This is a genomic window from Enterobacter cloacae complex sp. HYC033_NIDB (assembly GCF_056673335.1).
On the sequence record NZ_CP115123.1, the window covers coordinates 1038167 to 1063976 of the forward strand.

The window sequence follows — 25810 nt, forward strand, 5'->3', positions numbered from 1 at the left end:
TTAACGCCCGACAGCAGAGTGTGCTAACTCCGACGGGAGCAAATCCGTGAAAGACTTATTAAAGTTTCTGAAAGCGCAAACTAAAACCGAAGAGTTTGATGCGATCAAAATTGCTCTGGCTTCGCCAGACATGATCCGTTCATGGTCTTTCGGTGAAGTTAAAAAGCCGGAAACCATTAACTACCGTACGTTCAAACCTGAGCGTGACGGCCTTTTCTGTGCGCGTATTTTCGGGCCAGTAAAAGATTACGAGTGCCTGTGCGGTAAGTACAAGCGCCTGAAACACCGTGGTGTGATCTGTGAGAAGTGCGGCGTTGAAGTGACCCAGACCAAAGTACGCCGTGAGCGTATGGGCCACATCGAGCTGGCGTCTCCGACCGCTCACATCTGGTTCCTGAAATCTCTGCCGTCCCGTATCGGTCTGCTGCTGGATATGCCGCTGCGCGATATCGAACGTGTTCTGTACTTCGAATCTTATGTGGTTATCGAAGGCGGGATGACCAATCTGGAACGTAACCAGATCCTGACCGAAGAACAGTATCTGGACGCGCTGGAAGAGTTCGGTGACGAATTCGACGCGAAGATGGGTGCGGAAGCTATCCAGGCCCTGCTGAAGAGCATGGATCTGGAGCAAGAGTGTGAAACTCTGCGCGAAGAGCTGAACGAAACCAACTCCGAAACCAAGCGTAAAAAGCTGACCAAGCGTATCAAACTGCTGGAAGCGTTCGTTCAGTCTGGTAACAAACCAGAGTGGATGATCCTGACCGTTCTGCCGGTTCTGCCGCCAGATCTGCGTCCGCTGGTTCCGCTGGATGGTGGTCGTTTCGCAACGTCGGATCTGAACGATCTGTACCGTCGCGTGATCAACCGTAACAACCGTCTGAAACGTCTGCTGGATCTGGCTGCGCCGGACATCATCGTACGCAACGAAAAACGTATGCTTCAGGAAGCAGTCGATGCCCTGTTGGATAACGGTCGTCGTGGTCGTGCGATCACCGGTTCTAACAAACGTCCTCTGAAATCTTTGGCCGACATGATCAAAGGTAAGCAGGGTCGTTTCCGTCAGAACCTGCTCGGTAAGCGTGTTGACTACTCCGGTCGTTCTGTAATCACCGTAGGTCCATACCTGCGTCTGCATCAGTGCGGTCTGCCGAAGAAAATGGCACTGGAGCTGTTCAAACCGTTCATCTACGGCAAGCTGGAACTGCGTGGCCTCGCCACCACCATCAAAGCCGCGAAGAAAATGGTTGAGCGTGAAGAAGCTGTCGTTTGGGATATCCTGGACGAAGTGATCCGCGAACACCCGGTACTGCTGAACCGTGCACCAACTCTGCACCGTCTGGGTATCCAGGCCTTTGAGCCAGTCCTGATCGAAGGTAAAGCGATCCAGCTGCACCCGCTGGTTTGTGCGGCCTATAACGCCGACTTCGATGGTGACCAGATGGCTGTTCACGTACCGCTGACGCTGGAAGCCCAGCTCGAAGCGCGTGCGCTGATGATGTCTACCAACAACATCCTGTCTCCAGCGAACGGTGAACCTATCATCGTTCCTTCTCAGGACGTTGTACTGGGTCTGTACTACATGACCCGTGACTGTGTTAACGCCAAAGGCGAAGGCATGGTGCTGACTGGCCCGAAAGAAGCTGAGCGTATTTATCGCGCTGGCCTGGCCTCTCTGCATGCGCGCGTTAAAGTGCGTATCACCGAATACGAAAAAGATGAAAACGGCGAGTTCGTTGCGCACACCAGCCTGAAAGACACGACCGTTGGCCGTGCCATTCTGTGGATGATCGTACCGAAAGGTCTGCCTTTCTCCATCGTCAACCAGGCGCTGGGCAAGAAAGCGATCTCCAAAATGCTGAACACCTGTTACCGCATTCTGGGTCTGAAGCCGACCGTTATCTTCGCTGACCAGACAATGTACACCGGCTTTGCTTATGCAGCGCGTTCAGGTGCATCTGTTGGTATCGATGACATGGTCATCCCAGAGAAGAAACACGAGATCATCTCTGAAGCGGAAGCTGAAGTTGCTGAGATCCAGGAGCAGTTCCAGTCTGGTCTGGTAACCGCAGGCGAACGTTACAACAAAGTTATCGATATCTGGGCTGCGGCGAACGATCGTGTATCTAAAGCGATGATGGATAACCTGCAAACCGAAACCGTGATTAACCGTGACGGCGTAGAAGAGCAGCAGGTCTCCTTCAACAGCATCTACATGATGGCCGACTCCGGTGCGCGTGGTTCTGCGGCACAGATTCGTCAGCTGGCAGGTATGCGTGGTCTGATGGCGAAGCCAGATGGCTCCATCATCGAAACGCCAATCACCGCGAACTTCCGTGAAGGTCTGAACGTACTCCAGTACTTCATCTCCACGCACGGTGCGCGTAAAGGTCTGGCGGATACCGCACTGAAAACGGCGAACTCCGGTTATCTGACGCGTCGTCTGGTTGACGTTGCGCAGGATCTGGTCGTCACCGAAGACGATTGTGGCACCCTCGAAGGTATCACCATGACCCCGGTTATCGAGGGTGGTGATGTTAAAGAGCCGCTGCGCGATCGCGTACTGGGTCGTGTGACCGCGGAAGACATTCTGAAGCCGGGCACCGCAGACATTCTGGTTCCACGCAACACCCTGCTGCACGAACAGTGGTGTGACCTGCTGGAAGCGAACTCTGTTGACTCCGTGAAAGTGCGTTCCGTTGTATCCTGTGACACCGACTTTGGTGTGTGTGCGCACTGCTACGGTCGTGACCTGGCGCGTGGCCACATCATCAACAAAGGTGAGGCTATCGGCGTTATCGCGGCACAGTCCATCGGTGAGCCGGGTACACAGCTGACGATGCGTACGTTCCACATCGGTGGTGCGGCATCTCGTGCGGCTGCTGAATCCAGCATCCAGGTGAAAAACAAAGGTAGCATCAAGCTCAGCAACGCGAAGTCGGTTGTGAACTCCAGCGGTAAACTGGTTATCACTTCCCGTAACACCGAGCTGAAGCTGATCGACGAATTCGGTCGTACCAAAGAGAGCTATAAAGTGCCTTACGGTGCGGTTATGGCGAAAGGTGATGGCGAGCAGGTTGCTGGCGGTGAAACCGTTGCAAACTGGGATCCACACACCATGCCGGTTATCACCGAAGTAAGTGGTTTCATCCGCTTCACTGACATGATCGACGGCCAGACCATTACTCGTCAGACCGACGAGCTGACCGGTCTGTCTTCTCTGGTGGTTCTGGATTCTGCTGAACGTACTACCGGCGGTAAAGATCTGCGTCCTGCACTGAAAATCGTTGATGCTCAGGGCAACGACGTTCTGATCCCTGGTACCGATATGCCTGCGCAGTACTTCCTGCCGGGTAAAGCGATTGTACAGCTGGAAGATGGCGTACAGATCAGCTCTGGTGACACCCTGGCGCGTATTCCTCAGGAATCCGGCGGTACCAAGGACATCACCGGTGGTCTGCCACGCGTTGCGGACCTGTTCGAAGCACGTCGTCCGAAAGAGCCTGCGATCCTGGCTGAAATCAGCGGTATCATCTCCTTCGGTAAAGAGACCAAAGGTAAGCGCCGCCTGGTTATTACGCCAGTAGATGGCAGCGAGCCGTACGAAGAGATGATTCCTAAGTGGCGTCAGCTCAACGTGTTCGAAGGTGAACGCGTAGAACGTGGTGACGTGGTTTCCGATGGTCCAGAAGCGCCGCACGACATCCTGCGTCTGCGTGGTGTGCATGCTGTTACCCGTTACATTGTTAACGAAGTACAGGACGTATACCGTCTGCAAGGCGTTAAGATTAACGATAAACACATTGAAGTTATCGTTCGTCAGATGCTGCGTAAAGCAACCATCGAAAACGCGGGCAGCTCCGACTTCCTGGAAGGCGAGCAGGTTGAATACTCACGCGTTAAGATCGCTAACCGCGATCTGGAAGCGAACGGCAAAATCGGTGCGACCTTCGCACGCGATCTGCTGGGTATCACCAAAGCGTCTCTGGCAACCGAGTCCTTCATCTCTGCTGCATCGTTCCAGGAAACCACTCGTGTCCTGACCGAAGCGGCTGTTGCAGGTAAACGTGATGAACTGCGCGGTCTGAAAGAGAACGTTATCGTGGGTCGTCTGATCCCGGCCGGTACCGGTTATGCGTACCACCAGGATCGTATGCGTCGTCGCGCAGCGGGCGAACTGCCAGCTGCACCGCAGGTGACTGCCGAAGATGCATCCGCGAGCCTTGCAGAACTGCTGAACGCAGGTCTGGGCGGTTCCGACAACGAGTAATCGTTGATGCCCGGTAGGTAAAATTACCGGGCATATGAATCACAGGTCGGGTAAGCGTAGCGCCACCCGACAATAAAAAACCCGCCTCGGCGGGTTTTTTTACATCTGTATGTCTTCAGTTCACTAACGGGATACGTCGATAAAGCTCAATCATATCGCCCGCCAGATCCTGAATAACCATCGCGTTCATCAGGTGATCCTGAGAGTGAACGGTGATCAGGTTAACCGGAAGTTTCCCGGTCCCTTCATCAAGACCGATAAGCTGCGTCTGGATCGTATGCGCATGTTTCACATATTCACGCGATTCTTCCATCGCTTTCTCGGCTTCATCAAAGTCGCCTTTTCGCGCCATCTGCAACGCCGTCAGGGCCGCGCTGCGCGCTGCGCCTGCGTTGACAAGCAGTTCCATAATCGTGGTTTCTAAGTCTTCCATTATGACTCCAGAAGTTTGAGCGCTTTTTCCAGTACGGCATCACCTTTCATCATGCCGTAATCCATCATGTCGATGACCGCAACCTTTTTTCCGAGCGGATCGGCCTGCGCCTGGAGTTTTGCCTGTTCGTATTTAACCTGTGGCCCCAGTAATACGATATCAGCCGTCGCGATGTTATCTTTAAACTCCGCGACCGGAACGGCTTTAATGGTTACTTCGACTCCTTTTTTCTGCGCGGCATCTTTCATACGTTGAACCAGCATGCTGGTTGACATTCCCGCTGCACAGCATAAAACGATGTTCTTCATAGTCAGCCTCGATCTACATGTGTTTATTGATAATTATCCCGTGCAGACCGCTTCAACAACCGCTTTACCGCGATTGTGTGTCAGGCATCACAAAGAAATCGGCATTTTTCTGAAACCGGTTACAATTTTACAGCGGAGAGCATTCTGCCCGTCAGATCGGGCAGAATTTGAGGAAGGGTATTATCGGCAGGCCGTGCTTACGATGCGGTTTTTACCCTGTTGTTTAGCGGTATACAGCGCTTCATCTACGCTACCGATAAATTGTTCCAGCGGTTCGAAGTGCCACTCTCCCATCCCGGCGCTGAAGGTCACTCGCAGGTTCTCTTCCCGCCAGGTCCGCTTTTCAACGGCGGTGCGCCAGGCTTCCAGTAGCGCGTGCGCGGAGTTCATCAGCTCGGCCGGGAATATCACGCCGAACTCTTCTCCACCGTAGCGGTAAACGGAAACGTGGTGCGGCTGCATGATCTGAATACCTTCCCGCGCCACGTTGCGCAGCACAATATCCCCGCTCAGGTGGCCCCAGGTGTCGTTAATGGATTTGAAGTTATCGATGTCGATCAGCGCCAGAACGAAGGGTTGATGAGCGGTCAGCAGCTCATCCACATCGTTATCGAACGCACGGCGATTTTTGCAGCCTGTCAGCGCATCATGGGTGGCCTGACGGACATAGGCCAGCTCGCGTTCTTTATTGGTTCGAATGGTATGGCTGAGCATCGCCTCAAGGCGTGGTGCCTGGTTGACGTCGCCGGTTTTGATGGCGTTGATAATGTTCATCAGCACAGAACGCGAGGCATGACGAAGGTAAAGCCCGAACAAAATGATGATGATTGCCGCCAGCGCAAATCCCCAGCCGACGACGGTGGTTTCATGCCGGGTGATGACGTTAAGCGTGGCATCGGAGACCCGATAAATCACAAACCAGTCCGGATTGGTGAAAGAGTAGTAGTAATACCAGGTTTTACTTTTGGGGTCGAAAAGATGGCCTTCGCCGCTGGTCATTTTGTCCATCAGCGCTTCGCTTACGTACTGCTTAAAGAGCGCCCCCGTGTCCGGATGCAGCACAACGGCGCCGTCACGCTCCACGACAAAAAACTCACCCTGAACAGGCGCCACCATCTGGCGCAGGGTATACCCCATGGACGTTAAATCAAGATGGAAAGCGAGCGTGCCCTTCAGACGGCCTTCCGGTGAAATGACCGGCTTATAGAGGGTGACAGTAGGATGTTGGGTGAAATAGTCCAGATAGGGGCGGGTGTAGTGAGGAAAGTTGCTGGCTTCCGCTTGCCCGACAAACCATGGGCGGGTTCTGGCGTCGAACGACTTACTTTTCTCCGTTGGCAGCACTTCCGGCGCGCGCAGATGGCGCCCTTCTGTGTCCGCCAGAGAGATAGACGACACCGTCGGCATCAGGTTCTGCAAATGCATCAACATCTGCAAACCGTGTGTCGGATCGATATTTATTGTCTGATTTACTCTGTCGTTACGGGCGAAGTACATCGCAGCGCGACCAAGAATATAGTCATTTTCTCGCAGGATGGATTCGGTATAGTTCACCGCCAGATTATGGGTGAAATTACCATTAATTTTATGATAATCCTCAAGAAAATCCTTTCTCTGTGAAAGGATGACCAGGATGGCGATCAGCGCGAAACTGAACAGGATCCCCGCGAAGCTGACCATAATTGGCCGGGTAAAAGAGAGCTTTTTACTGTGGAGTGCCATGAGTTGTACATCAATCCAGATGGTAGACGCGTTGCGTCTGTCGATACCCTCAGCATAGTCGCTGTCCGGTTGCTGGTAGTAAATTATACAGAAGGCGATTACCGACGAGATGATTTATCTTAAGCGTAGATAAGAAACGACGTATTTATTGTATCAATTGAATTTTGTTTAAGAGGCGGAGGGCAGGGCGAAACGAGGAAGAAGCATTTTCACCCTGGTCAGCGTCCGTTGCTGACGTGGTTAAGCATAAGAAAACCGGGCAGATCGCCTCAATCGCCCGGTTATGATCTTACGAGCCGCCTCGTAACCTTTTCGCATTTTTGCAGACAGTTTCAGCGCTAATGCGAGGCTCTTCCCAGCCAGCTATCCCAGTCTTTCCACACCGGCTGTAGCCCCTGTGCAGTCAGGGCTTCCGCCACCGCTTCGGGCCGTCGGCCGTCGTGCGGTGCAAACTGTTCCAGTTCCGGGTGATCGTCCGCGTAACCGCCCGGCTGCGTTTTGGAAAAGGCGCTGACGTTATTGATCGCCAGCGGGATCGCGCGGTCGCGAAACGCGGGGGATTCACGCGTGGAGAGCGACAATTCCACTTCCGGCGCGAACAGGCGAAATGCACACAGGGTTTGCACCAGCTGGCGCTCATCCATCAGCGAGGCGGGTTCAACGCCTCCCGTACAGGGACGCAGTCGCGGGAAAGAGATGGAATAGCGGCTTTGCCAGTACTGCTGCTGTAGCCACAGCAGATGCTCCGCCACCATATAGCAGTCCACCCGCCAGCTGTCGGACAGACCGATAAGCGCGCCCAGCCCAATTTTATCGATACCGGCGCGCCCCAGCCTATCCGGCGTTTCCAGCCGGAAGATGAAATCCTGCTTCTTCCCTTTCAGGTGATGCCGGGCATAGGTCGCCTCATGGTAGGTTTCCTGATAAACCATTACGCCGTCCAGCCCGAGGGTTTTCAGCTCCGCATATTCCTCCTGCGACAGAGGCTGCACTTCCATTTGCAACGAGGCAAATTCGCGGCGGATGGCCGGAAGATGCTGGCGAAAATAGTCCATCCCCACTTTGCCCTGATGTTCACCCGTCACCAGCAGGAGATGTTCAAAACCCATCTCACGAATAGCCGCACACTCGCGGGCGATCTCATGCTCATCCAGCGTTTTACGCTTAATACGGTTGCTCATGGAGAAACCACAGTAGGTGCAGTCATTGGCGCACAGATTAGAAAGATAGAGCGGCACGTAAAAGCTCACCGTGTTGCCAAAACGCTGGCGGGTGAGGCGTTGCGCGTGCTGGGCCATCGGTTCAAGGTACGCGCTGGCTGCCGGAGAAAGCAGGGCCATCAAATCTTCGCGCGTCAAATGTTTGGCTGTTAATGCCCGCTCTACGTCCGCAGAGGTTTTACTGTTGATGCGTAAGGCAATATCGTCCCAGTTAAGCTGACGCCAGCGATCGGTAAAGGTAGCCATCAGAGCGCCTCCAGAAAATCGGTCAGCGGGCTGGTGGCCTGCGCCTGAACACTGCGCGAGCCGGGGCCGGACTGCCGAGCCAGCAGACCGGACTCGACGGCAAGGCGGAACGCACGCGCCATCATCACCGGGTCGTCGGCCACCGCAATCGCGGTATTGACCAGCACCGCATCGGCCCCCATCTCCAGTGCCTGCGCGGCGTGACTGGGTACGCCGATGCCCGCATCCACCACCACGGGCACGGTCGCCTGCTCGATGATGATCTCCAGCATCGCCCGGGTCTCCAGTCCCTGGTTGGAGCCAATGGGCGCCCCTAGCGGCATTACAGCCGCGCAGCCGACCTCTTCCAGACGCTTGCACAGCACAGGATCGGCACCACAGTAGGGCAGAACGGTAAACCCCTGCTGCACCAGCTTCTCTGCCGCTTTCAGGGTTTCGATCGGATCGGGCAACAGCCAGCGGGCGTCCGGATGAATTTCCAGCTTCAGCCAGCGGGTGCCGAGCGCTTCCCGCGCCAGTTGCGCAGCGAAAATTGCTTCCTCGGCCGTTTTCGCACCGGAGGTATTCGGTAAGAGCGTCACGCCTGCCTCCAGTAACGGCGCAAGTATGGCATCGTTGTGCTGACGCAAATCCACGCGCTTCATCGCCAGCGTCACCAGCTGGCTGCCGCTTTCACGAATGGCATCCACCATCAGTTGCGGGGAGGCGAATTTTCCGGTTCCGGTAAACAGATGTGAATCAAAGACTTTGTCGGCAATACGTAACATCTCAGCCCCCTGCGATAACCTGAAACAGCAGGATCTGGTCGCCCTCATTGACCTGCTGATGTTCCCACCGCTCGCGCGGCAGGATCTGTTGATTGAGCGCCAGCGCCGTTCCCGGCTTCAGCTGGCGCAGCATGTCGAGCAGGGCGGCAACGGTGAGATCGTCGTCGCACGTCATCGGCTCATCGTTAAACAGAATGCGCATTGCGGCCTCCGCATACCGGGCAGTGGCTGGCACGGTTTAACGCCAGATGACGCCAGCCGCTGGAGCGGGCGTCGAACAGCCGCAGCGTGTTGCGTTCTGTCTCCATGCCGCTGAGCAACTTGATGGCCTCCAGCGCCTGAAGAGTACCCATCACGCCCACCACCGGGCCCAGAATGCCTGCCGTGCGGCAGTTACGCTCCGGTTCAGCCTCGTCCGGCCACAGGCAGCGGTAGCAGCCCTGTGCCCACGGCGGCGTAAGCACCATTATTTGCCCACCGAAACCGACCGCGCTGGCGGTGATCAGCGGCGTGTTCTGCGCAACACAGGCCGCGTTGATGGCCTGACGTGTCGCCATATTGTCCGTACAGTCCAGCACCACGTCGGCAAGGGCCACTTCGCGTTGCAGATCTTCCCCGCTCAGCCGCGTCTGGAGTGCGACCAGTTCGATATCGGGGTTAAGCTGGTTCAGCCGCTGGCGCGTAACGTGCGCTTTAGGCTGGTTGATATCTTCTGTCGTAAAGAGAATTTGCCGTTGCAGATTGCTGAGATGTACCTCGTCGTCATCGGCCAGCACCAGCGTGCCCACGCCCGCGCCGGCCAGATACAGCGCGGCGGGGGTGCCTAATCCGCCCAGACCGACAATCAGTACCCGGCTGGCGAGCAGCTTTTGCTGCCCCTCGATGGCGATATCCTCCAGCAGGATCTGGCGGCTGTAACGCATAAAATCACGATCTTTCATCACCAGCTCCTGCCAGTTGTAAAAGCTGCGCGGTGGCGGCCTGCCAGTCTGCCGCCTGGGTGATAGCGCTGACGACGGCGATACTGCCGACGCCGGTCTCCAGCACCGCGGGCGCACGTTCAAGGCTGATCCCGCCGATGGCGACGGTGGGGTAATCGGCAAGGCGCTTAACGTGGGCCGCCAGCTGCGTCAAACCCTGTGGAGCGGACGGCATCTGTTTGGTTTTCGTTGGGAAAACGTGCCCGAGCGCGATGTAAGAGGGGCGGGCCGCCAGCGCCACGTCGATCTCCATATCATCGTGGGTAGAAACGCCCAGCCGCAGACCGGCGTCACGGATCGCGTTGAGATCGGTCGTTTCCAGATCTTCCTGTCCCAGATGCACGCCGTACGCCTGGTGTTTAACCGCCAGCCGCCAGTAGTCGTTGATAAACAGGCGGGCGTGGTAGCGACGTCCCAGCGCGATAGCGGCGATCACGTCGGCCTCCACCTCTTCATCGCGTTTATCCTTAATGCGTAGCTGGAGGGTGCGAACGCCAGCTTCCAGCAGGCGGGCGATCCACTCCACGCTGTCCACCACCGGGTAAAGCCCTAAGCGGAAGGGCACGGAGGGGAAATCGGGCTGGTACATTACGCCTCCTCCTTTTTGAGGTAGATTTCGCCGCCTTTCGCGCGGAAGGTTTCCGACATGTCCGCCATGCCGACTTCAATGGTCTGCGCGGCGGCGTAATCGCGTACTTCCTGGCTGATCTTCATCGAGCAGAATTTAGGTCCGCACATGGAGCAGAAGTGAGCAACTTTGCCCGATTCCTGCGGCAGGGTTTCGTCGTGATAGGCGCGGGCGGTGAACGGATCGAGGGCCAGGTTAAACTGGTCTTCCCAGCGGAATTCAAAGCGCGCTTTGGACATGGCGTTGTCGCGAATTTGCGCGCCCGGATGGCCTTTCGCCAGATCCGCCGCGTGGGCGGCAATCTTGTAGGTGATCAGCCCCTGCTTCACGTCCTCTTTGTTTGGCAGCCCGAGGTGCTCTTTCGGCGTCACGTAGCAGAGCATGGCGCAGCCGAACCAGCCGATCATCGCCGCGCCAATGCCTGACGTGAAGTGGTCGTAGCCCGGCGCAATATCGGTGGTCAACGGCCCCAGGGTGTAGAACGGTGCTTCGTGGCAGTGCTCCAGCTCCTCGGTCATGTTGCGACGGATCATCTGCATCGGCACATGGCCCGGGCCTTCAATCATCACCTGCACGTCGTACTCCCATGCGATTTTGGTCAGCTCGCCCAGCGTGTGCAGCTCGGCAAACTGCGCCTCGTCGTTAGCATCGCGGATGGAGCCAGGACGCAGGCCGTCGCCCAGCGACAGGGAGACGTCGTACGCGGCGCAAATTTCGCAGATTTCGCGGAAGTGCTCGTAGAGGAAGTTTTCCTGATGATGGGAAAGGCACCATTTAGCCATAATCGAACCGCCGCGTGAGACGATACCGGTCAGACGTTTCGCCGTCATCGGCACGTAGCGCAGCAGCACGCCCGCGTGGATGGTGAAGTAGTCCACGCCCTGCTCGGCCTGCTCCAGCAGCGTGTCGCGGAACGCTTCCCAGGTGAGGTTTTCGGCGATGCCGTTGACCTTCTCCAGCGCCTGATAAATCGGGACGGTGCCAATCGGCACCGGGCTGTTACGCAGGATCCACTCGCGGGTTTCGTGAATATAGCGGCCCGTGGAAAGGTCCATCACCGTGTCCGCGCCCCAGCGCGTCGACCAGACCAGCTTTTCCACCTCTTCTTCGATGGATGACGTCACCGCTGAGTTGCCGATGTTGGCGTTGACCTTCACCAGGAAGTTGCGGCCGATAATCATCGGCTCGGATTCCGGGTGATTGATGTTGGCGGGGATAATGGCGCGCCCGGCGGCCACTTCGTCACGCACAAATTCCGGCGTGATGTTTTCCGGCAGGCGAGCGCCAAACCCTTCACCAGGATGCTGGTGGCGCAGCACTTCGCTGCGGATGCGCTCGCGGCCCATGTTTTCGCGGATGGCGATGAACTCCATCTCCGGCGTGACGATACCCTGGCGCGCGTAGTGCAGCTGGGTGACGCATTTGCCCGCTTTAGCGCGTTTCGGCGTCAGCAGGCCGGTAAAGCGCAGCTCGTCCAGACCGTCGTCGGCCAGGCGCGCGTTGGTATACGCCGAGCTGCGCACGCGCAGTTCTTCGCAGTCGTTACGGGCGTCAATCCACGGCTGGCGCAGTTTTGCCAGACCCTGCTGTACGTTGATAGCAACAGAAGGGTCGCCGTACGGGCCGGAGGTGTCATACACCGGCACGGCTTCGTTGTCTTCAAACTGCGGGTTTTCTTTGCTGCCGCCGATAAGCGTCGGGCTGAGCTGGATTTCGCGCATCGGCACGCGGATATCAGCCTGTGAACCGGTGATGTAGATGCGCGTTGAGTTCGGGAAAGCGGTGCCTTCCAGGGTGTCGATGAAGCGTTGTGCGTGTTCGCGCTGTTCGCGGCGGGTCAGTTTTGTTGTAGACATAGCTCATTCCAGATGTGAAGGACATGGCTTGTCAGACGACGGATGAAGCAAGAGAAGATCGCCTCAGGGGCGATACAACAGCAGTGTGACTCTTGTTCCCTTCGCAGGTATTAACCTGATCAGGTTCCGCGGATCCCGAATTAACGGTCTCAGCCCGTGCTTTCACACTGGGCACTCCGACAAGAAAAATCCCCCTCGTGAGAGGGGCGAATGGTTGTAAATTACTCGTTAACGATTAAGAACTCAAGCAGGGCGCGCAACGTTATCGCTGGTGCTGATATTCAGGTTGTTGTCCAGCACGAGGGCGATGAGCTTGTCTTCCAGCGTGAATCGCTCTTCCAGCGCTTCGCCAAGATCGGAAAGCGCCTGCTGAAACTCAAGATAGTTATCGTGATCGATAGCGTTTTCTAGCGTGGAATCGTAGTAGTCCATGATCTGCTGGGTGTTGGCTTCCAGCAGCGGACAGAGTTTGCTGGCCGCTAAATACGGCGTTGTCCCTTCCATTTCGCGGATAATGCGTTCATAAAGGTTGAAATGGCCGTCGGAGAGGTAGTCGACCAGGCTCTGACAGAAGTCGTCCAGCGCTTTTTCATTCAGCCGCATAAAGGATTCTTTGCCAGGCTTAAGACCAACCAGATTGTAATACGCCACGAGTAGATGCTTGCGCACATGTAGCCAGCGATCCACCAGGGTGTTACTTCCTCCAACGCGCTCAGTCAGGCTTTCCAGCTGGTTTAACATGGTCGACTCCATAAGGTTTAGAATGGGATCTGCTTATCCAAAATGTAACCATAATGCTAACAACATGTCAGTGAAGCGAAGGTAGTGCAATAGATATGGATCGTATTATTGAAAAATCAGATCTGGGTTGGTGGATCGTCAGTCACGAACAAAAATTATGGCTGCCCGGTGGGGAGATACCCTACGGTGCGGCAGACATCTTCGATCTCGTCGGCCAACCGGCGCTGCGGATCGGCGAGTGGCAGGGCGATCCGGTATGGTTGATCCAACAGGCTCGTCGTCAGGATATGGGATCCGTTCGTCAGGTGTTGGATCGGGATGTCGGCCTGTTCCAGCTGGCGGGGCGCGGCGTGCAGCTGGCGGAGTTTTACCGCTCGCACAAATACTGCGGCTACTGCGGCCACACCATGCACCCGAGCAAAACCGAGTGGGCAATGCTCTGCGGCCACTGCCGTGAACGCTACTACCCGCAAATCGCACCGTGCATCATTGTCGCCATCCGCCGTGATGATTCCATCCTGCTGGCGCAGCATACCCGCCATCGCAACGGCATTCACACCGTCCTCGCCGGGTTCGTGGAAGTCGGCGAAACGCTGGAACAGGCGGTGGCGCGCGAGGTGATGGAGGAGAGCGGCATTAAGGTGAAAAACCTGCGCTATGTGACGTCGCAGCCGTGGCCGTTCCCGATGTCCCTGATGACCGCGTTTATGGCGGAATACGACAGCGGCGAGATTGTTATCGATCAGAAAGAGCTGCTGGAGGCGAACTGGTATCGCTACGACGATTTACCGCTGCTGCCCCCACCGGGAACGGTGGCGCGTCGCCTGATAGAAGATACCGTGGCAATGTGTCGGGCCGAGTATGAGTAGTGTTACACTGACGGACTGACGCAATAAGGAACTGCAAAATGACCGAACTGAAGAACGATCGTTATCTGCGTGCGCTGCTGCGCCAGCCCGTTGATGTCACCCCGGTGTGGATGATGCGCCAGGCGGGACGCTATCTGCCAGAGTACAAAGCCACGCGCGCGCAGGCAGGCGATTTTATGTCGCTGTGCAAAAACGCCGAGCTGGCCTGTGAAGTGACGCTCCAGCCGCTGCGCCGCTTCCCGCTCGATGCCGCCATTCTTTTTTCGGACATTCTCACCATTCCGGATGCGATGGGCCTTGGGCTCTATTTCGAAACCGGAGAAGGCCCGCGTTTTACCTCTCCGATCAAAAGCAAAGCCGACGTTGATAAGCTGCCGATCCCCGATCCTGAAGGCGAGCTGGGCTATGTGATGAACGCCGTGCGCACCATTCGCCGCGAACTGAAAGGCGACGTGCCGCTGATTGGCTTCTCCGGTAGTCCGTGGACGCTGGCCACCTACATGGTGGAAGGCGGCAGCAGCAAAGCCTTTACCGTCATCAAAAAGATGATGTACGCCGAGCCGCTGGCCCTGCATGCCCTGCTCGACAAGCTGGCGAAGAGCGTCACGCTCTATCTCAACGCGCAGATTAAAGCGGGCGCGCAGTCGGTGATGATTTTCGACACCTGGGGCGGCGTGCTGACCGGACGTGATTATCAGCAGTTCTCCCTGTACTACATGCACAAAATTGTCGATGGCCTGCTGCGTGAAAACGAAGGCCGTCGCGTGCCGGTGACGCTGTTTACCAAAGGCGGCGGTCAGTGGCTGGAAGCGATGGCGGCCACCGGCTGCGACGCGCTGGGCCTCGACTGGACCACCGATATTGCCGATGCGCGCCGTCGCGTGGGGGACAAAGTGGCGCTCCAGGGCAACATGGATCCGTCCATGCTCTATGCGCAGCCTGCCCGTATCGAAGAAGAAGTGTCGACTATACTGTCTGGTTTCGGCCAGGGCGAAGGCCACGTCTTCAACCTCGGTCACGGTATTCATCAGGATGTACCGCCAGAACACGCTGGCGTATTTGTGGAGGCGGTGCATCGGCTTTCTGCCCAGTATCATAAGTAAGGAGTGGTTATGGATCTCGCGTCGCTACGCGCTCAGCAAATCGAACTGGCTTCATCAGTGATCCGCGAGGATCGTCTGGATACGGACCCTCCGCGGTACATTGGCGGGGCGGACGTCGGGTTTGAGCAGGGCGGTGAAGTGACGCGAGCGGCGATGGTGGTGCTGAAATACCCTTCGCTGGAGCTGGTGGAGTACAAGGTGGCGCGTATCCCCACCACCATGCCCTATATCCCCGGCTTTCTCTCCTTCCGCGAATATCCCGCGCTGCTGGCCGCGTGGGAGCAACTCTCGCAAAAACCCGATCTGCTGTTTGTTGATGGGCATGGTATCTCCCATCCGCGTCGCTTAGGCGTCGCCAGCCACTTTGGTCTGCTGGTGGACGTGCCGACCATCGGCGTAGCGAAAAAACGCCTGTGCGGCGCGTTTGAGCCGCTCTCTGCCGAACCGGGCGCACTGGCGCCGCTTATCCATAAAGGCGAGCAGCTGGCGTGGGTCTGGCGCAGTAAAGCGCGCTGCAACCCGTTGTTTATCGCCACCGGGCATCGGGTCAGCATGGATAGCGCCCTGGCGTGGGTGCAACGCTGTATGAAGGGCTACCGTTTACCGGAGCCAACCCGCTGGGCTGACGCCGTGGCCTCTTCACGTCCGGCATTCATTCGTTGGCAGGAAATTCAGCCGTGATTCAGGTAAACTGCGGCTAATTTTCGATTCGAGACATCATCATGTTACAAAACCCGATTCATCTGCGCCTTGAGAAGCTGGAAAGCTGGCAGCACGTGACGTTTATGGCTTGCCTGTGCGAGCGCATGTATCCCAACTATGCCGCGTTCTGCAAGCAGACGGCGTTTGGCGAAGGCCAGATTTATCGTCGTATCCTGGATTTAATCTGGGAGACGCTGACGGTCAAAGACGCGAAGGTAAATTTTGACTCTCAGCTCGAAAAGCTGGAAGAGGCTATTCCGGCTGCGGATGATTTCGACCTGTATGGCGTCTACCCGGCCATTGATGCCTGTGTGGCGTTGAGCGAGCTGATCCACTCCCGTCTGAGCGGTGAAACCCTGAAACATGCCATTGAAGTCAGTAAGGCCTCTATCACTACCGTGGCGATGCTGGAAATGACCCAGGAAGGCCGTGAAATGACCGACGAAGAGCTGCGCGCTAACCCGGCGGTTGAACAGGAATGGGATATTCAGTGGGAAATTTTCCGTCTGCTGGCGGAGTGTGAAGAACGTGATATTGAGCTGATCAAAGGGCTGCGCGCGGACCTGCGCGAGGCCGGTGAGAGCAATATTGGTATAATTTTTAACCAATGAGACAACAAAACGTGATTTAACGCCTGTTTTGTCACTCCTCGACTCTTCCCTTTCGCCCCCCGTCTGGTCTACATTTGGGGGGCGAAAAAAAGTGGCTATCGGTGCGTGTATGCAGGAGAGTGCTTTTTTGGCATTTTCGTCGCACTCGATGCTTAGCAAGCGATAAACACATTGAAAGGATAACTTATGAACAAGACTCAACTGATTGATGTAATTGCGGACAAGGCTGATCTGTCTAAAGTGCAGGCTAAAGCTGCTCTGGAATCTACCCTGGCTGCTATTACTGAGTCTCTGAAAGAAGGCGATGCTGTACAACTGGTTGGTTTCGGTACCTTCAAAGTGAACCACCGCGCTGAGCGTACTGGCCGCAACCCGCAGACCGGTAAAGAAATCAAAATCGCCGCAGCTAACGTGCCGGCATTTGTTTCTGGTAAAGCACTGAAAGACGCAGTTAAGTAAGACGCGTGGCAGTGAACAGTTTTAACGAAGGGGCGGCAACGCCCCTTTTGTCATTCTGGCGTGGAACGCTCGCGCTGGCAGGCGTACTGTTGCTGTCTGCCTGTAGCCATGATTCCTCACTCCCCCCGTTTACCGCCAGCGGCTACGCTGACAACCAGGGTGCGGTCAGGATCTGGCGTAAAGATTCCAGCGATGAAGTCCATATGCTCACCGCATTCAGTCCGTGGCATAACGGCAACACCTCGACCGCAGAATACCGCTGGCAGGGCGATGCGCTGTCGCTCATTGAACTGAATATCTACAGTAAGACTCCCGAACACGTGAAGGTGCGTTTCGACGACCACGGCGAGCTGAGCTTTATGCAGCATGAGGTCAGTGGACTGAAACAGCAGCTTTCCAGCGATCAGGTCGCTCTCTACCGCTACCGTGCTGAACAACTCCGCCAGACCAGCGATGCGCTGCGTCAGGGCCGCGTGGTGCTGCGCCAGGGGCGCTGGCATGCCGACGGCACGGTGACCACCTGCGAAGGGCAGACGGTGAAGCCTGAGCTTGAATCCTGGGCAACCGAACACATTCAGCGTCGTCAACGGCATTCATCTGTGGAGGTGAGTGTGGCATGGCTGGAAGCGCCGGAAGGCTCTCAGCTGTTGCTGGTGGCGAATGAAGATTTCTGCACCTGGCAGCCGACGGAAAAGAGTTTTTGATTTAAGTCCCCTCTCCCTTGAGGGAGAGGGTTAGGGTGAGGGGGAAATTACTCTCCCTGCTCCCGCGCAATGGCACGATAGCCGATATCCTGGCGGCTGAAGCTGCCATTCCAGTGAATATCCGCCATCAGCGCATAGGCGCGCTTCTGCGCCTCTGCCACGGTCTGGCCCAGCGCGGTCGCACACAGCACGCGACCGCCGTTGGTGAGCACGCGGTCGTCGTCAGAGAGCTTTGTACCGGCGTGGAACACCTTCGCACCGTCAATCTCTTCCAGCGGCAGGCCGTGGATCTCATCTCCGGTGTTGTAGCTACCCGGATAGCCACCCGCAGCAATCACCACACCTAAAGAGGCACGTTCGTCCCACTCGGAAGTTTTCTCGTCCAGCTTGCCTTCGCACGCCGCCAGACACAGATCAACCAGATCGGACTTCATGCGCAGCATGATCGGCTGGGTTTCCGGATCGCCGAAGCGGCAGTTGAATTCAATCACCTTCGGGTTACCCTGCTTGTCGATCATCAGGCCTGCGTAAAGGAAACCGGTGTAGGTATTGCCTTCCGCAGCCATCCCTTTCACGGTTGGCCAGATGATGCGGTCCATGGTGCGCTGGTGTACTTCGTCAGTGACCACCGGAGCAGGGGAGTAAGCTCCCATCCCGCCGGTGTTTGGCCCCGTGTCGGCATTGCCTACGCGCTTGTGATCCTGGCTGGTCGCCATCGGCAGAACGTGCTCGCCGTCAACCATCACGATAAAACTCGCTTCTTCGCCGTCGAGGAACTCTTCAATCACGATGCGGTGGCCCGCGTCGCCAAAGGCGTTACCCGCCAGCATATCCTGCACGGCGGCTTCCGCTTCTTCGAGGGTCATCGCCACGATAACGCCTTTCCCGGCAGCCAGGCCGTCGGCTTTGATCACAATCGGCGCGCCTTTTTCACGCAGGTAAGCCAGAGCAGGCTCTACCTCGGTGAAGTTCTGATATTCCGCCGTCGGGATGTTATGACGCGCGAGAAAATCTTTGGTGAAGGCTTTTGAGCCTTCCAGCTGCGCAGCCCCTTCCGTTGGGCCGAAAATTTTCAGGCCCGCGGCGCGGAAGGCATCTACAACGCCGATCACCAGCGGTGCTTCCGGGCCAACAATCGTCAGATCGATATTCTCGTTTTGGGCAAAGCTCAGCAGCGCCGGGATGTCGGTTACGCCGATGGCGACGTTCTGTAGTGCGGGCTCCAGCGCGGTCCCGGCGTTACCCGGTGCCACAAAGACGGTTTCAACCTGCGGAGACTGCGCTGCTTTCCACGCCAGGGCGTGCTCGCGCCCGCCGTTACCAATCACTAATACTTTCATTTTCTGCTCCGGGAATTAATGGCGGAAGTGGCGCATGTCGGTGAAGATCATTGCGATGCCATGCTCGTCGGCAGCGGCAATCACTTCGTCATCACGGATTGAACCGCCAGGCTGGATCACACAGGTGATGCCCACAGCAGCGGCCGCATCGATACCGTCGCGGAACGGGAAGAAGGCGTCAGAGGCCATGGCGGAACCTTTGACTTCCAGACCTTCGTCACCTGCTTTAATACCCGCGATTTTCGCAGAGTAAACGCGGCTCATCTGGCCTGCGCCTATTCCGATGGTCATGTTCTCTTTGGCGTAGACGATGGCGTTGGATTTCACGAACTTCGCCACTTTCCAGCAGAACAGCGCGTCACGCAGTTCCTGCTCGGTTGGCTGACGTTTGGTGACGACACGCAGATCGGCTTCGCCCACCATACCCAGATCGCGGTCCTGAACCAGCAGCCCGCCGTTCACGCGCTTGAAGTCCAGGCCTGGAACGCGCTCTGCCCACTGGCCGCAAACCAGTACGCGCACGTTCTGTTTCGCCGCGGTGATTTTCAGCGCCTCTTCGGATGCTGATGGCGCGATGATCACTTCGACAAACTGACGGGAGATGATGGCCTGCGCGGTTTCTGCATCCAGCTCGCGGTTGAAGGCGATAATGCCGCCGAACGCGGAGGTCGGGTCGGTTTTGTAGGCGCGATCGTAAGCTTCCAGAATAGACGCACTTACCGCAACGCCGCATGGGTTGGCGTGCTTGACGATAACGCAGGCTGGCTCGCTGAACTCTTTCACGCATTCCAGCGCGGCGTCGGTATCGGCAATGTTGTTATAGGAGAGCGCTTTGCCCTGAACCTGCTGGGCAGTCGCTACAGAGGCTTCTTTTACCTCTTCTTCTATATAGAAGGCAGCCTGCTGGTGGCTGTTCTCACCGTAACGCATATCCTGCTTCTTAATGAAGTTCAGGTTCAGCGTGCGCGGGAAGCGGCCAGATGGATCTTTGCTTTCACCGTGGTAGGCAGGTACCAGGCTACCGAAATAGTTGGCGATCATGCTGTCGTAGGCGGCGGTATGCTCGAAGGCTTTGATGGCGAGATCGAAACGCGTTTCAAGCGTCAGGGACCCTTCGTTGGCATCCATCTCATTAATAATGGCGTTGTAGTCACTGCTCTTTACCACGATGGCCACATCTTTATGGTTCTTGGCTGCGGAGCGCACCATGGTCGGGCCGCCGATGTCGATATTCTCAACAGCGTCTTCCAGAGAACAGCCTTCGCGGGCAACGGTCTGGGCGAACGGGTAGAGGTTAACAACCACCATGTCGATGGGGGTAATATTGTGCTGCTCCATAATGCCGTCGTCCTGACCGCGACGACCCAGAATACCGCCGTGCACTTTCGGGTGCAGGGTTTTGACACGTCCATCCATCATTTCCGGGAAACCGGTGTAATCGGACACTTCGGTTACCGGCAGACCTTTATCTGCTAACAGGCGAGCGGTACCGCCTGTAGAAAGCAGCTCTACGCCACGTGCAGAAAGTGCCTGAGCGAATTCGACGATACCGGCTTTATCAGAAACACTGAGCAGAGCGCGGCGGACTGGACGACGTTGTTGCATGGTAAATCCCCTGGATTTCACGATTACAGAGAGCGTTAGATGAATTTTCCTGTGAAAAACTCATCTAACACACCTGACGAGGCATCCTTGTGAAGCGCGAGCATTTTAACGAAAACGTTTGCGCAACGCTCGCACATTTTTACTTTTTCGTATCATTGTGGATAAGTCTGTGCGTAAAAAGGTATAAGGCGGGGTTTTGCTGTGGAATGCAGCAGTCAGTCATTTTTCTGTCATTTAGCGGTTGCGGCCTGCGGAGAACTCCCTATAATGCGCCTCCATCGACACGGAACATGTGAATCACTTCACAAACAACCGGGTCGGTTGAAGAGAAAAAATCCTGAAATAACGGGTTGACTCTGAAAGAGGAAAGCGTAATATACGCCACCTCGCGACAGAGCGCTGAAGCGCGTCGCAACTGCTCTTTAACAATTTATCAGACAATCTGTGTGGGCACTCAAAGTGACATGGATTCTTAATGTCCTCGGACACTAAATGAATACCAAGTCTCAACGAGTGAACACGTAATTCATTACGAAGTTTAATTCATTGAGCATCAAACTTTTAAATTGAAGAGTTTGATCATGGCTCAGATTGAACGCTGGCGGCAGGCCTAACACATGCAAGTCGAACGGTAACAGGAAGCAGCTTGCTGCTTCGCTGACGAGTGGCGGACGGGTGAGTAATGTCTGGGAAACTGCCTGATGGAGGGGGATAACTACTGGAAACGGTAGCTAATACCGCATAACGTCGCAAGACCAAAGAGGGGGACCTTCGGGCCTCTTGCCATCGGATGTGCCCAGATGGGATTAGCTAGTAGGTGGGGTAACGGCTCACCTAGGCGACGATCCCTAGCTGGTCTGAGAGGATGACCAGCCACACTGGAACTGAGACACGGTCCAGACTCCTACGGGAGGCAGCAGTGGGGAATATTGCACAATGGGCGCAAGCCTGATGCAGCCATGCCGCGTGTATGAAGAAGGCCTTCGGGTTGTAAAGTACTTTCAGCGGGGAGGAAGGCGATAAGGTTAATAACCTTGTCGATTGACGTTACCCGCAGAAGAAGCACCGGCTAACTCCGTGCCAGCAGCCGCGGTAATACGGAGGGTGCAAGCGTTAATCGGAATTACTGGGCGTAAAGCGCACGCAGGCGGTCTGTCAAGTCGGATGTGAAATCCCCGGGCTCAACCTGGGAACTGCATTCGAAACTGGCAGGCTAGAGTCTTGTAGAGGGGGGTAGAATTCCAGGTGTAGCGGTGAAATGCGTAGAGATCTGGAGGAATACCGGTGGCGAAGGCGGCCCCCTGGACAAAGACTGACGCTCAGGTGCGAAAGCGTGGGGAGCAAACAGGATTAGATACCCTGGTAGTCCACGCCGTAAACGATGTCGACTTGGAGGTTGTGCCCTTGAGGCGTGGCTTCCGGAGCTAACGCGTTAAGTCGACCGCCTGGGGAGTACGGCCGCAAGGTTAAAACTCAAATGAATTGACGGGGGCCCGCACAAGCGGTGGAGCATGTGGTTTAATTCGATGCAACGCGAAGAACCTTACCTACTCTTGACATCCAGAGAACTTTCCAGAGATGGATTGGTGCCTTCGGGAACTCTGAGACAGGTGCTGCATGGCTGTCGTCAGCTCGTGTTGTGAAATGTTGGGTTAAGTCCCGCAACGAGCGCAACCCTTATCCTTTGTTGCCAGCGGTCCGGCCGGGAACTCAAAGGAGACTGCCAGTGATAAACTGGAGGAAGGTGGGGATGACGTCAAGTCATCATGGCCCTTACGAGTAGGGCTACACACGTGCTACAATGGCGCATACAAAGAGAAGCGACCTCGCGAGAGCAAGCGGACCTCATAAAGTGCGTCGTAGTCCGGATTGGAGTCTGCAACTCGACTCCATGAAGTCGGAATCGCTAGTAATCGTGGATCAGAATGCCACGGTGAATACGTTCCCGGGCCTTGTACACACCGCCCGTCACACCATGGGAGTGGGTTGCAAAAGAAGTAGGTAGCTTAACCTTCGGGAGGGCGCTTACCACTTTGTGATTCATGACTGGGGTGAAGTCGTAACAAGGTAACCGTAGGGGAACCTGCGGTTGGATCACCTCCTTACCTTAAAGAACCTGCCTTTGTAGTGCTCACACAGATTGTCTGATGAATGATGAACTTCTGAATGTACTTTTGAGTGCATTAAGAAGTTTTGCTCTTTAAAAATCTGGATCAAGCTGAAAATTGAAACGACACACAGCTCATGTGTGTTCGAGTCTCTCAAATTTTCGCAAGTCGATGATGAATCGAAAGAAACATCTTCGGGTTGTGAGGTTAAGCGACTAAGCGTACACGGTGGATGCCCTGGCAGTCAGAGGCGATGAAGGACGTGCTAATCTGCGAAAAGCGCCGGCGAGGTGATATGAACCTTTGACCCGGCGATGTCCGAATGGGGAAACCCAGTGCAATCCGTTGCACTATCGTTAACTGAATACATAGGTTAACGAGGCGAACCGGGGGAACTGAAACATCTAAGTACCCCGAGGAAAAGAAATCAACCGAGATTCCCCCAGTAGCGGCGAGCGAACGGGGAGCAGCCCGGAGTCTGAATCAGCTTGTGTGTTAGTGGAACGGTCTGGAAAGTCCGACGGTACAGGGTGATAGTCCCGTACACGAAAGCACACTTGCTGTGAACTCGAAGAGTAGGGCGGGACACGTGGTATCCTGTCTGAATATGGGGGGACCATCCTCCAAGGCTAAATACTCCTGACTGACCGATAGTGAACCAGTACCGTGAGGGAAAGGCGAAAAGAACCCCGGCGAGGGGAGTGAAAAAGAACCTGAAACCGTGTACGTACAAGCAGTGGGAGCCTCTTTATGGGGTGACTGCGTACCTTTTGTATAATGGGTCAGCGACTTATATTCTGTAGCAAGGTTAACCGTATAGGGGAGCCGAAGGGAAACCGAGTCTTAACTGGGCGTTAAGTTGCAGGGTATAGACCCGAAACCCGGTGATCTAGCCATGGGCAGGTTGAAGGTTGGGTAACACTAACTGGAGGACCGAACCGACTAATGTTGAAAAATTAGCGGATGACCTGTGGCTGGGGGTGAAAGGCCAATCAAACCGGGAGATAGCTGGTTCTCCCCGAAAGCTATTTAGGTAGCGCCTCGTGAACTCATCTTCGGGGGTAGAGCACTGTTTCGGCTAGGGGGCCATCCCGGCTTACCAACCCGATGCAAACTACGAATACCGAAGAATGTTATCACGGGAGACACACGGCGGGTGCTAACGTCCGTCGTGAAGAGGGAAACAACCCAGACCGCCAGCTAAGGTCCCAAAGTCATGGTTAAGTGGGAAACGATGTGGGAAGGCACAGACAGCCAGGATGTTGGCTTAGAAGCAGCCATCATTTAAAGAAAGCGTAATAGCTCACTGGTCGAGTCGGCCTGCGCGGAAGATGTAACGGGGCTAAACCATGCACCGAAGCTGCGGCAGCGACGCTTATGCGTTGTTGGGTAGGGGAGCGTTCTGTAAGCCGTTGAAGGTGTGCTGTGAGGCATGCTGGAGGTATCAGAAGTGCGAATGCTGACATAAGTAACGATAAAGCGGGTGAAAAGCCCGCTCGCCGGAAGACCAAGGGTTCCTGTCCAACGTTAATCGGGGCAGGGTGAGTCGACCCCTAAGGCGAGGCCGAAAGGCGTAGTCGATGGGAAACAGGTTAATATTCCTGTACTTGGTGTTACTGCGAAGGGGGGACGGAGAAGGCTATGTCAGCCGGGCGACGGTTGTCCCGGTTTAAGCATGTAGGCGGAGGTTCCAGGTAAATCCGGTACCTTATTAACGCTGAGGTGTGATGACGAGGCACTACGGTGCTGAAGTGATAAATGCCCTGCTTCCAGGAAAAGCCTCTAAGCATCAGGTAACACGAAATCGTACCCCAAACCGACACAGGTGGTCAGGTAGAGAATACCAAGGCGCTTGAGAGAACTCGGGTGAAGGAACTAGGCAAAATGGTGCCGTAACTTCGGGAGAAGGCACGCTGATGTGTAGGTGAAGTCCCTGCGGACGGAGCTGAAATCAGTCGAAGATACCAGCTGGCTGCAACTGTTTATTAAAAACACAGCACTGTGCAAACACGAAAGTGGACGTATACGGTGTGACGCCTGCCCGGTGCCGGAAGGTTAATTGATGGGGTTAGCTGTAAGGCGAAGCTCTTGATCGAAGCCCCGGTAAACGGCGGCCGTAACTATAACGGTCCTAAGGTAGCGAAATTCCTTGTCGGGTAAGTTCCGACCTGCACGAATGGCGTAATGATGGCCAGGCTGTCTCCACCCGAGACTCAGTGAAATTGAACTCGCTGTGAAGATGCAGTGTACCCGCGGCAAGACGGAAAGACCCCGTGAACCTTTACTATAGCTTGACACTGAACACTGGTCCTTGATGTGTAGGATAGGTGGGAGGCTTTGAAGCGTGGACGCCAGTCTGCGTGGAGCCGCCCTTGAAATACCACCCTTTAATGGCTGGTGTTCTAACGTAGACCCGTTACCCGGGTTGCGGACAGTGTCTGGTGGGTAGTTTGACTGGGGCGGTCTCCTCCCAAAGAGTAACGGAGGAGCACGAAGGTTGGCTAATCCTGGTCGGACATCAGGAGGTTAGTGCAATGGCATAAGCCAGCTTGACTGCGAGCGTGACGGCGCGAGCAGGTGCGAAAGCAGGTCATAGTGATCCGGTGGTTCTGAATGGAAGGGCCATCGCTCAACGGATAAAAGGTACTCCGGGGATAACAGGCTGATACCGCCCAAGAGTTCATATCGACGGCGGTGTTTGGCACCTCGATGTCGGCTCATCACATCCTGGGGCTGAAGTAGGTCCCAAGGGTATGGCTGTTCGCCATTTAAAGTGGTACGCGAGCTGGGTTTAGAACGTCGTGAGACAGTTCGGTCCCTATCTGCCGTGGGCGCTGGAGAATTGAGGGGGGCTGCTCCTAGTACGAGAGGACCGGAGTGGACGCATCACTGGTGTTCGGGTTGTCATGCCAATGGCACTGCCCGGTAGCTAAATGCGGAAGAGATAAGTGCTGAAAGCATCTAAGCACGAAACTTGCCCCGAGATGAGTTCTCCCTGAGACTTTAAGTCTCCTGAAGGAACGTTGAAGACGACGACGTTGATAGGTCGGGTGTGTAAGCGCAGCGATGCGTTGAGCTAACCGATACTAATGAACCGTGAGGCTTAACCTTACAACGCCGAAGCTGTTTTGGCGAAGA

19 protein-coding genes, 2 rRNA genes and 1 riboswitch are annotated in these 25810 nt (G+C 55.8%); of the genes, 9 read left to right on the forward strand and 12 right to left on the reverse strand.

The window, feature by feature from the left end; all coding sequences use genetic code 11:
• The first annotated feature begins 46 nt into the window (after window positions 1-46).
• Window positions 47-4270, forward strand: a complete 4224-nt coding sequence (gene rpoC / locus O1721_RS04970; RefSeq protein ID WP_017384083.1) for a DNA-directed RNA polymerase subunit beta' — start codon at window positions 47-49, stop codon at window positions 4268-4270.
• A gap of 115 nt (window positions 4271-4385) precedes the next feature.
• Here the strand turns inward: rpoC and O1721_RS04975 are convergent, their stop codons facing one another.
• From O1721_RS04975 to O1721_RS05020, 10 genes are all read right to left on the reverse strand, one after another.
• Window positions 4386-4703, reverse strand: coding sequence for a PTS lactose/cellobiose transporter subunit IIA (locus O1721_RS04975; protein WP_003862327.1), 318 nt, complete (start codon window positions 4701-4703; stop codon window positions 4386-4388).
• A complete protein-coding gene (locus tag O1721_RS04980; protein ID WP_010425948.1) occupies window positions 4703-5011 on the reverse strand; it encodes a PTS sugar transporter subunit IIB in 309 nt (102 codons plus the stop codon). Before O1721_RS04980 ends, O1721_RS04975 begins: the two co-directional genes overlap by 1 nt.
• Window positions 5012-5191: 180 nt before the next feature.
• Window positions 5192-6733 carry a sensor domain-containing diguanylate cyclase gene (locus tag O1721_RS04985; RefSeq protein WP_023302916.1) on the reverse strand — a complete coding sequence of 514 codons (1542 nt, stop codon included), beginning with the start codon at window positions 6731-6733 and terminating at the stop codon, window positions 5192-5194.
• Between the two features lie 338 nt (window positions 6734-7071).
• Window positions 7072-8199, reverse strand: coding sequence for a 2-iminoacetate synthase ThiH (gene thiH / locus O1721_RS04990; RefSeq protein ID WP_032646849.1), 1128 nt, complete (start codon window positions 8197-8199; stop codon window positions 7072-7074).
• Complete coding sequence (gene thiG, locus O1721_RS04995; protein WP_023302917.1) at window positions 8199-8966, reverse strand: thiazole synthase; 768 nt, start codon at window positions 8964-8966, stop codon at window positions 8199-8201. Before thiG ends, thiH begins: the two co-directional genes overlap by 1 nt.
• 1 nt (window position 8967) lies before the next feature.
• On the reverse strand, window positions 8968-9168 hold the full coding sequence (gene thiS / locus O1721_RS05000) for a sulfur carrier protein ThiS (protein ID WP_015569971.1): 201 nt from the start codon (window positions 9166-9168) through the stop codon (window positions 8968-8970).
• Window positions 9152-9907 carry a thiazole biosynthesis adenylyltransferase ThiF gene (gene thiF, locus O1721_RS05005; RefSeq protein ID WP_023302918.1) on the reverse strand — a complete coding sequence of 252 codons (756 nt, stop codon included), beginning with the start codon at window positions 9905-9907 and terminating at the stop codon, window positions 9152-9154. The genes thiS and thiF overlap by 17 nt, the downstream gene beginning before the upstream one ends.
• Complete coding sequence (gene thiE, locus O1721_RS05010; RefSeq protein ID WP_032646852.1) at window positions 9894-10535, reverse strand: thiamine phosphate synthase; 642 nt, start codon at window positions 10533-10535, stop codon at window positions 9894-9896. Before thiE ends, thiF begins: the two co-directional genes overlap by 14 nt.
• Entirely contained in the window at window positions 10535-12430 is a 1896-nt protein-coding gene (thiC, locus tag O1721_RS05015) for a phosphomethylpyrimidine synthase ThiC (protein WP_032646854.1), read from the reverse strand. Before thiC ends, thiE begins: the two co-directional genes overlap by 1 nt.
• 79 nt (window positions 12431-12509) lie before the next feature.
• A riboswitch (TPP riboswitch) is annotated at window positions 12510-12619 on the reverse strand.
• 54 nt (window positions 12620-12673) lie between these two features.
• Complete coding sequence (locus tag O1721_RS05020) at window positions 12674-13171, reverse strand: Rsd/AlgQ family anti-sigma factor (RefSeq protein WP_017384077.1); 498 nt, start codon at window positions 13169-13171, stop codon at window positions 12674-12676.
• A 95-nt stretch (window positions 13172-13266) separates the two neighbouring features.
• Between O1721_RS05020 and nudC the strand changes: the two genes are divergently transcribed.
• From nudC to O1721_RS05050, 6 genes are all read left to right on the forward strand, one after another.
• Window positions 13267-14040, forward strand: coding sequence for an NAD(+) diphosphatase (gene nudC / locus O1721_RS05025; protein WP_015569966.1), 774 nt, complete (start codon window positions 13267-13269; stop codon window positions 14038-14040).
• A gap of 38 nt (window positions 14041-14078) precedes the next feature.
• Window positions 14079-15143, forward strand: a complete 1065-nt coding sequence (hemE, locus tag O1721_RS05030) for a uroporphyrinogen decarboxylase (RefSeq protein ID WP_022650209.1) — start codon at window positions 14079-14081, stop codon at window positions 15141-15143.
• A 9-nt stretch (window positions 15144-15152) separates the two neighbouring features.
• Complete coding sequence (gene nfi, locus O1721_RS05035) at window positions 15153-15824, forward strand: deoxyribonuclease V (RefSeq protein WP_032646856.1); 672 nt, start codon at window positions 15153-15155, stop codon at window positions 15822-15824.
• A gap of 41 nt (window positions 15825-15865) precedes the next feature.
• Complete coding sequence (locus O1721_RS05040) at window positions 15866-16456, forward strand: YjaG family protein (protein WP_032646857.1); 591 nt, start codon at window positions 15866-15868, stop codon at window positions 16454-16456.
• A 186-nt stretch (window positions 16457-16642) separates the two neighbouring features.
• On the forward strand, window positions 16643-16915 hold the full coding sequence (hupA, locus tag O1721_RS05045; RefSeq protein WP_002445246.1) for a nucleoid-associated protein HU-alpha: 273 nt from the start codon (window positions 16643-16645) through the stop codon (window positions 16913-16915).
• An 11-nt stretch (window positions 16916-16926) separates the two neighbouring features.
• Window positions 16927-17619: a DUF1481 domain-containing protein gene (locus O1721_RS05050; protein WP_017384076.1), complete on the forward strand. Its 693-nt coding sequence runs from the start codon at window positions 16927-16929 to the stop codon at window positions 17617-17619.
• A 47-nt stretch (window positions 17620-17666) separates the two neighbouring features.
• Here O1721_RS05050 and purD read toward each other — a convergent pair whose 3' ends face one another.
• Together purD and purH are read right to left on the reverse strand one after the other, a co-directional pair.
• On the reverse strand, window positions 17667-18959 hold the full coding sequence (gene purD, locus O1721_RS05055) for a phosphoribosylamine--glycine ligase (protein ID WP_015569963.1): 1293 nt from the start codon (window positions 18957-18959) through the stop codon (window positions 17667-17669).
• Between the two features lie 15 nt (window positions 18960-18974).
• A complete protein-coding gene (gene purH / locus O1721_RS05060; protein ID WP_032646859.1) occupies window positions 18975-20564 on the reverse strand; it encodes a bifunctional phosphoribosylaminoimidazolecarboxamide formyltransferase/IMP cyclohydrolase in 1590 nt (529 codons plus the stop codon).
• A 563-nt stretch (window positions 20565-21127) separates the two neighbouring features.
• Here purH and O1721_RS05065 point away from each other — a divergent pair.
• Both O1721_RS05065 and O1721_RS05070 read left to right on the forward strand, forming a co-directional pair.
• A 16S ribosomal RNA gene (locus O1721_RS05065) occupies window positions 21128-22669 on the forward strand.
• Window positions 22670-22877: 208 nt separating this feature from the next.
• Window positions 22878-25783 (forward strand): 23S ribosomal RNA (locus tag O1721_RS05070).
• Together the 16S and 23S rRNA genes form the textbook arrangement of a ribosomal RNA operon.
• Window positions 25784-25810: the final 27 nt, after the last annotated feature.

Bases quoted from the DNA above. Each gene is read 5' to 3' on its own strand.
- purD (WP_015569963.1), bottom strand. From the start codon at position 18,959: ATGAAAGTATTAGTGATTGGTAACGGCGGGCGCGAGCACGCCCTGGCG.
- thiC (WP_032646854.1), bottom strand. From the start codon at position 12,430: ATGTCTACAACAAAACTGACCCGCCGCGAACAGCGCGAACACGCACAA.
- nfi (WP_032646856.1), top strand. From the start codon at position 15,153: ATGGATCTCGCGTCGCTACGCGCTCAGCAAATCGAACTGGCTTCATCA.
- O1721_RS04975 (WP_003862327.1), bottom strand. From the start codon at position 4,703: ATGGAAGACTTAGAAACCACGATTATGGAACTGCTTGTCAACGCAGGC.
- purH (WP_032646859.1), bottom strand. From the start codon at position 20,564: ATGCAACAACGTCGTCCAGTCCGCCGCGCTCTGCTCAGTGTTTCTGAT.
- hemE (WP_022650209.1), top strand. From the start codon at position 14,079: ATGACCGAACTGAAGAACGATCGTTATCTGCGTGCGCTGCTGCGCCAG.
- thiG (WP_023302917.1), bottom strand. From the start codon at position 8,966: ATGTTACGTATTGCCGACAAAGTCTTTGATTCACATCTGTTTACCGGA.
- hupA (WP_002445246.1), top strand. From the start codon at position 16,643: ATGAACAAGACTCAACTGATTGATGTAATTGCGGACAAGGCTGATCTG.
- O1721_RS04985 (WP_023302916.1), bottom strand. From the start codon at position 6,733: ATGGCACTCCACAGTAAAAAGCTCTCTTTTACCCGGCCAATTATGGTC.
- thiH (WP_032646849.1), bottom strand. From the start codon at position 8,199: ATGGCTACCTTTACCGATCGCTGGCGTCAGCTTAACTGGGACGATATT.
- O1721_RS05040 (WP_032646857.1), top strand. From the start codon at position 15,866: ATGTTACAAAACCCGATTCATCTGCGCCTTGAGAAGCTGGAAAGCTGG.
- thiS (WP_015569971.1), bottom strand. From the start codon at position 9,168: ATGCGCATTCTGTTTAACGATGAGCCGATGACGTGCGACGACGATCTC.
- O1721_RS05020 (WP_017384077.1), bottom strand. From the start codon at position 13,171: ATGTTAAACCAGCTGGAAAGCCTGACTGAGCGCGTTGGAGGAAGTAAC.
- thiF (WP_023302918.1), bottom strand. From the start codon at position 9,907: ATGAAAGATCGTGATTTTATGCGTTACAGCCGCCAGATCCTGCTGGAG.
- nudC (WP_015569966.1), top strand. From the start codon at position 13,267: ATGGATCGTATTATTGAAAAATCAGATCTGGGTTGGTGGATCGTCAGT.
- thiE (WP_032646852.1), bottom strand. From the start codon at position 10,535: ATGTACCAGCCCGATTTCCCCTCCGTGCCCTTCCGCTTAGGGCTTTAC.
- O1721_RS04980 (WP_010425948.1), bottom strand. From the start codon at position 5,011: ATGAAGAACATCGTTTTATGCTGTGCAGCGGGAATGTCAACCAGCATG.